Origin of the sequence: Daejeonella sp. (assembly GCF_037719425.1) — a bacterium.
GTDB lineage: Bacteria > Bacteroidota > Bacteroidia > Sphingobacteriales > Sphingobacteriaceae > Daejeonella.
In genome coordinates, this window is the sequence record NZ_JBBJNI010000080.1 from 1 (window position 1) to 11,524 (window position 11,524).

Sequence of the window (11,524 nt, forward strand, 5' to 3'; positions counted from 1 at the left end):
GTTTTGTCATTCCCACGAAAGTGGGAACCTCCCGTCCCTTAAGTTAATGACATTGGGGGCAGGGAGTGGACTCCGTTAAAGTCCTTCGCCCCTGAACCAAGACAAACGGCAGACAAGTCCCAGACAAATTTATACCAAATTCGCCCCTTTTTCGGGCGCGCTTCTGAATTTCTTCAGTACCAGCCGAAGCCCGGCAGAACAAACCCAATACAATACACAAAGCCGCTCAAAACCTCAAGCGAACAAATAGTCATTTTCGGTCAAAATTTCAATAACAGCTCAACTCTCCCGAATTTTAAACTATATGCCCCGGGTGGCAAGCCCGGTCGTTCTTTGACATCTTGTTTTTAAAAATATCGGCAATGGAGGATGCCGATTTATCTGGACAACACTGGCTTCGGCTGGTTCTATCATATAGTTGGGAGGAGGCTTATTTAACGGGCCAGCCTTCCGACAAGCAGCCAGATATCTCGTTACGTTACGCGACTGCAGCCGTGAGTCTCAAGCGGGATATGAGGGTGCGATCGAACATTAATTACTGGTAGCTGCCGGCGGCTACAGGTGGTTAATGTTTTTGGGGATTGTTGTTAAGGGAATCGTACCTAACGAATATTAACCGCAGAGATCGCAGAGGTTTAGATCGCAAAGACGGGCTGGCGAAGAATTACAAACGGTTTTCTTCAATCTGCCGTAACATGATTTCAACTCCCTCATCACGCGACATAACATTCCCGAACTCTTTCAACGACATCTCATCAGTGTAAATGCCGTTAGGATCATTCCACAGCAGCCATTCGATGATGGTCTCGCGGGTGAAGGTTTCAATTTCATTGAGTAACTTTTCCTGCGGAAGTTCCAGGATCCGGTAGTTCCAGGAACTCAGGCGCAGATGTTCATTAAAGCCATTCATAGCTTTAGTGAAATTAGCAGCGATAAATTAAGATCTGTAATATATTTAGCTGCCGGTAGTTGCCGGCAGTTACCGGTTATCATAACATTTCTGCCGGAAAACAGTTAAGAGATTATGGCTGAAGTTCATTCGAAAGAAACGAGATCATATAACATGAGCCGCATCCGCAGCAAGGACACCAAACCTGAAATGCTGGTGCGGAAGTTTCTTCACAAAAATGGGTTTCGGTTCCTGCTGCATGTTAAGGATATGCCGGGCAAGCCTGATATTGTGCGGCCCAAGTATAAGACTGTGATTTTTGTGCACGGGTGTTTCTGGCATGGGCATGACGGGTGTAAGTATTATGTGGTGCCGAAGACCAGAACGGAGTGGTGGGTGAGGAAGATAGGGGGGAATATAAAAAAAGAAAGACTGCGGAAGAAGCAGTGTGCTTTAAAGGTTGGAAAATAATTAAAGTATGGGAATGCGATCTTAAACGTATTCATTTAGACATAAGCCTACAGAATTTAATAAATGACATCACGCCTTGCAAATACTAATATTTTTAGTACTTTTATTTCCTGAATAGATCGCGAAAACTTATAATTTTACGCTACCGTTATGTCGAAATATACATCAATTGAAATATGTGCCGGGGCGGGTGGGCAAGCGCTGGGTCTGGAGCAAGCTGGTTTTGATCATACTGCACTTGTAGAGCTTGAATATCTGGCATGCCAGACCCTTAGATTTAACAGACCAAACTGGAATGTCATTAATAAGGATGTAAAAATATTCTCTGCTACAGGATACAAAAACATTGATCTTTTAGCGGGTGGAGTTCCGTGTCCTCCCTTTTCAATTGCCGGAAAGCAGCTTGGCCAGCTTGATGAAAGAGATCTTTTCCCCGAAGCAATAAGAATTGCAAAAGAATGCAATCCAAAAGCTATTATGCTTGAAAATGTTAAAGGAATACTTTCAACAAAATTCGACACGTATAGATATTCCATACTCGAAGAACTAAGAAGTCTGGGATACCAGTGCGAATGGAAACTAATTAATTCTTCTGACTATGGAGTTTCACAATTAAGACCTCGAGCAATATTGATAGCATTGAAAACATGCTATTTTGAATTTTTCACCTGGCCTGAAAAAAATAACACGCCTCCACCCAGTATCGGTACTCTATTGTACAAAGAAATGAGTACTCTCGGATGGGATGCTAAAACTTGGGCACAACAGGCTCACGGGATAGCGCCTACTATTGTAGGTGGTTCCAAGAAGCACGGTGGAGCTGATTTAGGCCCTACCCGATCTAAACAGGCGTGGGCAGCTCTTGGAGTAAATGGTAAGGGCCTTGCAGACAACCCTCCTTTAATCGGATCAAATGCTATGCCAAAACTCACGCTACGAATGACGGCGCTTGTCCAGGGCTTTCCGAATAACTGGCAGTTTGCCGGGAAAAAAACACCCGCATACCGCCAGGTCGGTAATGCATTCCCACCACCCGTTGCAAAAGCGATTGGTGAATCAATATTTAAAGCTCTTGTATCTTATGACAGCCAAAAAACCACGAAAAAAAGGCTCGAAAGCGAAGCTGCGTGATTTCCTGACAGCTAATGTTGGAGTAATACTAGACTCTAAAGCTTTAAGCGAAGTAGCAGGAACGAGTGAATGGGGAAGGCGGGTTCGTGAACTTAGAAATGAAGAGGGTATGAATATAGTTACTCACAACGATCGGAGTGACCTGAAGCCCGGACAATACATGGTCATCAATTTGAAACCACTACCCGCTTTCGAAAGAGGTATTTCCAAAGAAACAAGAGCTTTTGTATTAGATCGTAATGGCTTCACCTGCCAAATGTGCGGTGCAGCAGCAGGAGAACCCCATCCCTACGACGCTGGAAGAAAAACACGTCTGCATCTGGGGCATACAGTTGACAAATCTATGGGAGGCACTGACGATCCGTCGAATCTTCGAGCCATTTGTTCAGTTTGTAATGAAGGTGCATCAAATTTGACATTAAGCAGGCCACAGGCTATAAAATTGCTGGCCCAAATTAGACGAGCACCATCAGGTGATCAGTTGGAAGTTCTAAAATGGATATTGCAGAAATTTCCTGAACAGGCGAAAAAGCTCTTGAAGGAATAGCTTAGTGAGCAGAGGTGCTTTAAATCCACCCTCTATAATGTACGGCCTCCATCTTACAAAACTGCTTATAGCTACCATTTAAACAAAACATCTTTGGATTATTGTTAAAATCAAAAACCCTATATAGATGAAAGTCTTGAGCCACGCTGGCAGAAAATTGCAATTCCCTTGAAGTAAAGAAAAAAGGAGCCTCACGAGTTAACTTGGTAGTTTTTACTTCGATGTATTTATCTGTGCCTGATAAATTCTTTGAAAGAATATCATAACCCATACCATCGCCTTTGTCCCTAGATACCCATTCAACCCTCTCTGCCAGCCCTTCCCGTCCAGCTCTAATTAGTTTATAACGCTCGAATTCCATAACCAACTCCTCACCCCTAAACCCTAGGTCTCTGTTATGCTGTTCTCTCTCCAAGTAGTTTATTTTAACAGGGCGATATGTTAAAGGTAAGGGCTCCTCAAAATAATTCGTCGGTGAAGGTGGTGACACTACCCAATTCTCAAAGTTAATAGCAACGGATTTCACTGCAAGGTGGGAGTTGACAAATTGTCTAAATAAGCTATATATATTTGGATTAAGCTCTAAATATTGCTGAATTGTTAAGAGAAGCTTTGCTTTCTGAAAATTATATCGTGGTTTATATCCCCTTATATATGGGAGACCAAGAGTGATAAGGGCCGCGCTAATATTTGCATACTTAAACTCTATTGATCCCTCAGAACGACCATTTAAAAAAGGTAAAAGTCTTTGACGGTGTTCGGTTTTGTTAAGTGGCAAGTTGTGAGTTTCTTTTACAAGCATTTTGAAGTAATCTTTTACAATTAATTCTGCTTCTATATCTGACCAATCTTGGTTCACTGAGTTCAATTTTATGTATGACTATGTTCTCTTTGGGAATATAGCAAATTAAATATTACGAGACCCTGGTGGATAAACACTGCCAGCAAAGGCTGAAACAGTTAAAACCGAATGTCGCCGCGACTGTGATCGAATAGATTACTATTGAGGATCTTTATTTAACTCAGAATTTTCTTCTGTAACCTCATCTCCATACATTAGCGAAACAAAAATACAAGCCCTATTAACTCTGCGCATTTGCGGTTAAGAAAAATTGCCCAAGGTAATTACCGCAAGTACACTCAACCATCCTTCTCCAAATCCGAACTTTTCTTCGTATCCCTCATCCCAACATACACCATCAGCGACACAAATATACCCCGTTATATACCAATAGAAACACTCTTCATTCCCTGCGCTATTAACCCAGCGCCACATATTCTGCGTGCCGCCGAAGATGGCAACTGAAGTGCGTACGGTAATCCAACCCCCTGTGCCCGGATGTGTGCGGGGAAAAGCCCTGCTTTTACAACGGCGTTGATGCTGGTGTAACCGGAGACGATGATTAGACCGGCGAGGAGGAGTAAGTTATGCCTGTAAATGCATATTAGGGTTTATCCCTGGGCGGTTGTTCGGAAAGTTTTTTGGGAATTATAATTGGAAGAAATGCATTATGGAGGAACGTCCCTTTAAAAGTTGAAAACATCAGGCCCCGGGTTGTTGAGATTGAGATGGAGTTGAGTATGTCCAATAACTGTTGAGGCAGATCTACCAGACCTTCCTTAGTGATTGTAACAATATCAGCAAAATTTAAAATCTTAAAAATACAACTGGAAGTTAGTGACCCTAATGTTAGCGTTTGATCTGCACTTTTGATCTCCACATCCGTAATGATATATACCAACATTTTCATCTGATCCACCCTACTTTCAAGGTTGATATTGAAGACGAAGTCTGTGAAAGACTGGTCGGGTATACTGGGCAAATTTATCGAACCTTTTAATAGCTCTATAGCAGTCAGTTGAAGCTGAGCATCAATTTCCTTATTATCTGTTGCTGACATTTCTGCTAAAATGGAGTTAACACGGAATACTTCCCTTTCTTGGCTTTTACCGGAGTATTTGAAAATGAAGAAATATTAGGCGTATCATACACAATATCCTGTGGCCGTTTTTCGGAAATTACGACAAAGTGAATTTTGTTCACTGTTCTAATCGGTGGCGATAAAAAGAGGTCAAGTATAGAAATGTCAAACGCGTCCGAAATTTCGACTAAAGTATCAAGAGTAAAATTATGTGTTCCACTCAGCCATTTGCTAATTTCCGACGGATTTTTACCAAGTTTCCCGGCAAAGCCGCTCTTTGTGAATCCCCTTTGTGAAATCAGGTCGTCTATTTTGGCAGCAAGTTGCATTTTTATACTTATTCGTTTTTTCTCCGCAGGTGTTATTTTATTAAGCAATTCGCTTATAATAGGGCTGCTATGCTGCTCTACTTTCTTATTGATTTTCATCATCTGAAAAATTTAAATTTCCCGTTAATTCTGTTCCTTCATTTAGCCATTCGAGTTCCTTTTCTCTCAATCTTTCCTGAATATCATTTGAGACCTCTATAATCTTCTTAGCCTCTTTAGATAGTTTTTCATCATTTTGCCAGGCTCTAGCTCCGTTTTTGGGTCCACCGCCTCCTAATATAATAGCTACGCATCCATACCGTATACAATATAGCCGAAGGTCCTTTTTAGGCTCATCGTATAAAGCACAAACGCCATCTCCCGGCTTCCCTTCGTTGTGCTTAAAAAAAATATCCCTCGCACCCGTCGCAGAGCCAATTTCCTGCAACCTGATTAGTATATTCTGAATTTCATCACGGTTAGACTCGACGTTTTCATTGATAAATTGCTCAAACAAGGTATCTGCCTCGCCCTGCAGCCTTACAGAATAAACGCTGGTTTTAACACCTGACAATTGATTAAGTTTAACAATGCTATAGTTCACTTAAAACTAAAGATTATATTAATATACGATTATAAACACGAATGGTTTCACTTAAAACTAAAATTCAGGCAAATATACATTACATTTTTACAATGGGAAACTTTATTGAGTAAAGGGCAGATTTGCCATTTATATAGAATCTTTCTCCAACTCCGACGTCTCCCTCGTGTCTCTCATAGAAACATACACCATCAACGACACAAAAATACACCCCGTTATATACCAATAGAAATACTCTTCATTCCCTGCCCCTTTTAACCATAGTGCTACATATTCTGCAGTGCCCCCAAAGATGGCAACTGTAAGAGCATAAGGCAAGCCAACACCCAGTACACGGATCTGTGCGGGGAAGAACCCAATAAAGCCTAAATAAACTTAGCTAATCATCAAGAAATCCTCCAAATTCTCCGGTGTGATAACCAAAGTCTCAGATATTCTATAGTTTTCCATAAAAGTTTGTGGAAACTTAGACCGGCTTTTGGTACCCCATTTAAATTCATAGGCCGATAAGGCTTCACCATCGTCTTCAATCAGATCTATCTCCTGCTGCTGAGTGGTGCGCCAGAAGTATTGATCAACATCTATGTTGTGATAACGGAGTGATTTTATTCTTTCTGCTATTATATAGTTCTCCCAAAGCGCGCCGGCGTCGGTTCTTGAACTAAGAGGCTTAAAGTTATTAATGATTGCATTCCGGATCCCGCAGTCATAAAAATAAACTTTTTTGCCTTTTTTGATTTCATTGCGAACGTTCCGGCTTAAGGCGGGTAATCGGAATACAACAAATGTCTTTTCCAGGAGATCAATATATTTATCTATAGTCTTGGGATCGCTGCCAATTGTTTGGGAGATCTCCTGGTAACTAATCTCGCTGCCAATTTGCAAGGCCAATGCTTTAAGCAATTTTGCCAAAATGGCCGGCTTTTTAACCTGCTCCAGCATCAGGAGGTCCTTATACAGGTAGCTTCCTGCCAGAAGTTTCAATAATTCGGCTTCCTCGCCCGGATTCGTAACTATTTCAGGGTAATAACCGAAGATCATTCGATGTTCCAATAATCGCTTCTCACTGATCAGTCCGTTTTGCTGAACTAATTCTTCAAAACTCAAAGGGTAAAGCATGTACTCATATTTCCGGCCTGTTAAAGGTTCATTTACCTGGCTCGAAAGTTCAAACGCTGATGACCCAGTGGCTATGACCTGCACATCTTTAATCTGGTCAGTAAATAATTTAAGTGTCAGGCCTATATTCGGTATGCGCTGAGCCTCGTCTATAAATAGTATTTTTTTGTTTCCAACGACTAATTTTAGCTTTGCTGCGGTTGTGTTTGTTAATAATTCCCGCACATCCGCATCGTCACCATTTAAATAAAGGTGTTCTTTATCCATTAAAATAGCTTCGACCATTGTCGACTTGCCCGACTGCCGCGGGCCAAATATCAATATCGCCTTACCTTTAAAAAGCCGGTTTTCGATTTTGGACTGTAAACTTCTTGCGATCATACTGGATTTAAATCCCTTAAAAATATAATATTACGGGATTATAATCCAAAGATAACATAATATTTAAGGATTTTCAATAGCTTTCCAAAGTTGAAAAACGTTAGAGCCACAACCCTTTCCGCTGTTCAGTCCTCGCATTTGATTATTTCTCAACTCCCGCTAAATAGATAGCGGTTGACCCATCAGTCCCGCGAAAAGCGGGACAGCTCCCCTTGGCAGGGGAGCACTAGCGTACACACCGCACACCTAATAATTCAATTGTCGTTTGCTATCCGGGCCTCAGGCCAACATTTCTACACCAGCAAGCGTCAGGTACGATTCTTAGGCCAAACCACTGAATCTTCGTTCACCGTTGTTCCGCATTGCCTGCCTGCCGGTAGGCAGGGCTGGTGCGGTAATCACAGCTTAAGCCCTAGCAGTGACTTCCATAGCACCAGGCGCAGCGGTGGGGTTTTATTCACATGTTGTTTATATTCTTGCAGGTGTTCATGGTCTCCCTTCGGTCGGCATGCATACTTTTTGACCTAAAGCAAAAAGTATGTGCACTTCCGCCGGCATGAGGCGGTGTTATACTATTAAGAATCTTTATTCAATAAAGATGTCTCTTTAGTGTCTCTCATGGAAACATATACCATCAGCGACACAAAAATACACCCAGTTATATACCAGTAGAAATACTCTTCATTCCCAGCCCCTTTTAACCACAGCGCCACATATTCTGCAGTGCCGCCGAAGATGGCAACTGTAAGCGCGTAAGGCAAGCCAACCCCAAGTGCGCGGATCTGAGCAGGGAAGAGCTCGGCTTTTACAACGGCGTTGATGCTGGTGTAACCGGAGACAATAATGAGCCCGGCGAGGAGGAGGAAGAATGCCTGGTATTGGGAAGTGGTATGGCTGAGTGCGGTGAGCAGGGGAACCGTGCAGAGGGTTCCTAAAACACCAAAGCCGATAAGCAAAGGCTTGCGGCCAATGCGGTCGGACAAGGCGCCGAAAGCAGGCTGCAGCAGGGCGAAGATGAGCATGCTCCAGAAGGAGATCAGAGTCGATTCGCTCTTGCTGAGGTGGACGGTATTCACCAGGAACTTTTGCATGTAGGTGGTGTAGGTGTAGAAGGCAAGGGTACCGCCCAGGGTTAAGCCAATAACAGTTAACACGGCCCGCGGGTGTTTGAGCAATTCCCGGATAGTGCCTTTCTTTTCGTCGGGCTTATTTTTCTGCGCTTCAAAGGCGTGGGTTTCGTAAAGGCTCTGGCGGAGGTAAAGGGCCACCAGTGAAAGCATGGCGCCAATGATAAAAGGAATACGCCAGCCCCAGTCGTGAAGCTGCTCTTCGGTAAGGAGCCAGCGCTGGAGGATCAGCTGGATTCCCAGGGCAATGAGCTGTCCGCCAATAAGGGTTACATATTGAAAGCTGGAATAAAAGCCGCGCCTGTTTTTGGTGGCCATCTCGCTGAGATAGGTTGCGGATACGCCATACTCGCCGCCGACACTGAGGCCCTGCAGTAACCTTGCGACTAGAAGAATAGCCGGGGCAATTATCCCGATGTCATTATAGGTGGGAATGAACGCGATCAGCAGCGAGCCGAACGACATCAGCAATACCGAGAGGGTCATGCTCTTCTTCCTTCCTACTTTATCTGCAATCCGGCCAAACATCCAGCCTCCTATTGGCCGCATCAGGAAACCCAGGGCAAAAACACCGGCGGTATTTAATAGCTGTGCTGTTTTATCCCCGGCCGGGAAAAAGGAAGCAGAAAAGTATAAGGCAAAAGCGGAGTAGGCGTACCAGTCGTACCATTCGACGAGGTTGCCGATGCTGCCGCCAAAGATTGCACGGAGGCGTTTACTTGAAATTTTTTCTGGTTCCAGTTTACAATTTATTTATTCACTAAAATAGTGATAGAAAGTTATAAATGAGAGTCATCCCGCCTCGTGCCGGCGGAAGAGCACTTACTTTTTCCATCAGCTGAAAAAGTAAGCAAAAAAGCCGCGCCTGCCTGATATTTGTTGTAAATCCACGTTTTAGCCCCAATGCGCAATCCAAGCCGTATGAATGACAGTGTAAGAACTGAAAGAATCTGCAACACTTCTCCGTATTGCTTTAAGGCAGGGTAACATTTAAAGGTATTTTGGGGTTAAAAGCGCGCCTTTACTGCCAAATCTCAGGAGGGCGAGTTCTGCAACCTGCAATGACAGACGATAAATTAATGTCAGCTACCCATCGTACCTAACGACATCGCTAAATACCAAAGGTGCGCATACCCGCGGGCCAAAGGCACGCCCCCTCTACACCAGCTAGGCTGTGGGTACGTTTCTTGGGCCTCAGCACTGTATCTCCGTTCACCGTCAGTCCGCATTGCCTGCCTGCCGGTAGGCAGGGCTGGTGCGGCATCCACAACCTAAGCCTCAGCAGTGACTTCCATAGCGCCAGGCGCAGCGGTGGGGTTTTATTCACATGTTGTTATTTTCCTGCAGGTGTTCATGGTCTCCCTTCGGTCGGCATGCATACTTTTTGGCCTAAAGCAAAAAGTATGTGCACTTCCGCCGACACGAGGCGGGGATAATATTATTACTTAACCGAATGAAGTTTTCGTGAACTAAGTTACCCCAGGAAATTTTCAGTTTTCAGTTTTCAACTCTCCACTCCCTTCAAAAGAACCTTCTCCATCCTCGAATCCGGAATCAACCAGATAATGGCAACAACAGTATAAAGGCTGATACCAATCCAGGCATTGACAAACGATAATCCAATGGCTACGGCATATATTGCTGTTGACATTTTACCTTTCCAGTCGTGACCCACCGCCGTTCCTATCAGCGATTTTTTGCCGTGATGTTTGACAAGGGTTTGGGCTAAAATGAAATAGGCAATGGAGTTCATGAGCAATACTATCCCGTAAAATACGACAGGCCACATTTCGAAATGATTCTCTCCCATCCATCCGGTTACGAAAGGGACCATCGACAGCCAGAACAACAGGTGCATATTAGCCCAGAGGATCTTGCCGTTCACAGATTTTGCTGCATGGAGCATGTGATGATGGTTGTTCCAATAGATCCCGATGTAGATAAAGCTAAGAACATAGCTTATAAATATTGGGATCAGGGGAACCAGCGCTTCAAGATTTGCATTGTGCGGAACCTTAAGCTCCAAGACCATAATGGTGATGATGATTGCAATGACAGCGTCGCTGAATGCTCCTAAACGGCCTTTTGTTATCATATTTAGGTTGGTGAAGAGGCAAAATAATAATTATAAGTTAAATTCTCTACCGCGGCTCCTTCGGAGCTCCCTGTTTGTAGTATTAACGATTTGTGCACGCGGGCTCCGTAGGTGCCTCCTCATCTTCCGAAAACTCAAATAAAAATCTCTCTTGAAAAGGTATTTCAAATTTTTTAAGCAGTTGATAATATTCTTGTTTGAATGTACTCTTTTGATGGTGTGCTTCCTGATTCAATACATAATGTATTACTGAATTCAGTTGAGAATGTGAATATGAAAATACACCATATCCTTCCTGCCATCCGAATCTGCCCCTAACCCAATTTTTATCATTAATAAATTGATTGCTCTCAACTTTAATCTCTTTAACGAAATCAGAGATTAAAATGGAAGGGTTCATACCAACGAATATATGTGCATGGTCCGGCATGCAATGGACGGCAAGCATTTTAGCTTTCCTGTTTTGAACCAAACCTGTAATGTATTTATGAAGTTCTTCCTTATGCACTGGATTAATCAAAGCTTGTCTGTGTTTTACAGCAAACACGAATTGAAGATAGATTTGAGAATAGGAGTTGGCCATTGAACAGGAGGCTCCGCCGGAGCCCGTTAAACTATAAATGATTCTATAAACAGGATGCTCCTAACGGAGCAGGTACGCAATCTCCTGATTGCTGGTGTACAATATATTTATATTTCCCCGGCGTGGAAAAAGAGATTTAGATAACGGTAATAACAGATTATTCGCTGCTTCCTACTGACACTACAACGGTTCCAGCGGAGCTCCCGGTTTGTAGTTTAACGATAAATGTAAGCGGAGTCCGCAGGGGCGTCCTAATCTTCGGAAATTTAAATAAGAATCTCTCTTTAAAAGGAATCAAAGCTTGTCTGTGTTTTACAGCAAACACGAATTGAAGATAGATTTGAGAA

13 protein-coding genes are annotated in these 11,524 nt (G+C 43.2%); 3 read left to right on the forward strand and 10 right to left on the reverse strand.

What is annotated here, in order from left to right:
* Positions 1–664: 664 nt before the first annotated feature.
* Complete coding sequence (locus WKF69_RS11520; RefSeq protein WP_340382049.1) at positions 665–910, reverse strand: hypothetical protein; 246 nt, start codon at positions 908–910, stop codon at positions 665–667.
* 114 nt (positions 911–1,024) lie between these two features.
* On the opposite strand from WKF69_RS11520, the gene vsr reads away from it, so the two are divergent.
* From vsr to WKF69_RS11535, 3 genes are all read left to right on the forward strand, one after another.
* Complete coding sequence (gene vsr, locus WKF69_RS11525; protein WP_340382051.1) at positions 1,025–1,360, forward strand: DNA mismatch endonuclease Vsr; 336 nt, start codon at positions 1,025–1,027, stop codon at positions 1,358–1,360.
* A gap of 150 nt (positions 1,361–1,510) precedes the next feature.
* Positions 1,511–2,491, forward strand: coding sequence for a DNA cytosine methyltransferase (locus WKF69_RS11530; protein WP_340382053.1), 981 nt, complete (start codon positions 1,511–1,513; stop codon positions 2,489–2,491).
* Positions 2,442–3,038, forward strand: coding sequence for an HNH endonuclease (locus WKF69_RS11535; protein WP_340382055.1), 597 nt, complete (start codon positions 2,442–2,444; stop codon positions 3,036–3,038). The genes WKF69_RS11530 and WKF69_RS11535 overlap by 50 nt, the downstream gene beginning before the upstream one ends.
* Before the next feature lie 19 nt (positions 3,039–3,057).
* On the opposite strand, the gene WKF69_RS11540 is transcribed toward WKF69_RS11535, so the two are convergent.
* The 9 genes from WKF69_RS11540 to WKF69_RS11580 form a co-directional block, all read right to left on the reverse strand.
* Positions 3,058–3,897, reverse strand: coding sequence for a DUF3883 domain-containing protein (locus WKF69_RS11540; protein ID WP_340382057.1), 840 nt, complete (start codon positions 3,895–3,897; stop codon positions 3,058–3,060).
* A gap of 586 nt (positions 3,898–4,483) precedes the next feature.
* Positions 4,484–4,939 carry a hypothetical protein gene (locus tag WKF69_RS11545; RefSeq protein WP_340382059.1) on the reverse strand — a complete coding sequence of 152 codons (456 nt, stop codon included), beginning with the start codon at positions 4,937–4,939 and terminating at the stop codon, positions 4,484–4,486.
* Between the two features lie 5 nt (positions 4,940–4,944).
* Positions 4,945–5,391 (reverse strand): helix-turn-helix transcriptional regulator, encoded by a 447-nt coding sequence (locus tag WKF69_RS11550; protein WP_340382060.1) that lies wholly within the window; start codon positions 5,389–5,391, stop codon positions 4,945–4,947.
* The gene (locus WKF69_RS11555; RefSeq protein ID WP_340382062.1) at positions 5,375–5,842 is read right to left on the reverse strand and encodes a hypothetical protein; all 468 of its coding nucleotides are present in this window, start codon (positions 5,840–5,842) and stop codon (positions 5,375–5,377) included. The genes WKF69_RS11550 and WKF69_RS11555 overlap by 17 nt, the downstream gene beginning before the upstream one ends.
* Positions 5,843–6,247: 405 nt before the next feature.
* Positions 6,248–7,372, reverse strand: a complete 1,125-nt coding sequence (locus tag WKF69_RS11560; protein WP_340382064.1) for an ATP-binding protein — start codon at positions 7,370–7,372, stop codon at positions 6,248–6,250.
* Between the two features lie 575 nt (positions 7,373–7,947).
* A complete protein-coding gene (locus WKF69_RS11565) occupies positions 7,948–9,252 on the reverse strand; it encodes an MFS transporter (protein WP_340382084.1) in 1,305 nt (434 codons plus the stop codon).
* 751 nt (positions 9,253–10,003) lie between these two features.
* Positions 10,004–10,594 carry a TMEM175 family protein gene (locus tag WKF69_RS11570; protein ID WP_340382066.1) on the reverse strand — a complete coding sequence of 197 codons (591 nt, stop codon included), beginning with the start codon at positions 10,592–10,594 and terminating at the stop codon, positions 10,004–10,006.
* A gap of 82 nt (positions 10,595–10,676) precedes the next feature.
* The gene (gene tnpA / locus WKF69_RS11575) at positions 10,677–11,177 is read right to left on the reverse strand and encodes an IS200/IS605 family transposase (RefSeq protein ID WP_340382068.1); all 501 of its coding nucleotides are present in this window, start codon (positions 11,175–11,177) and stop codon (positions 10,677–10,679) included.
* A 157-nt stretch (positions 11,178–11,334) separates the two neighbouring features.
* On the reverse strand, positions 11,335–11,524 hold a 190-nt coding region (locus tag WKF69_RS11580; protein ID WP_340382070.1), incomplete at its 5' end, for a hypothetical protein.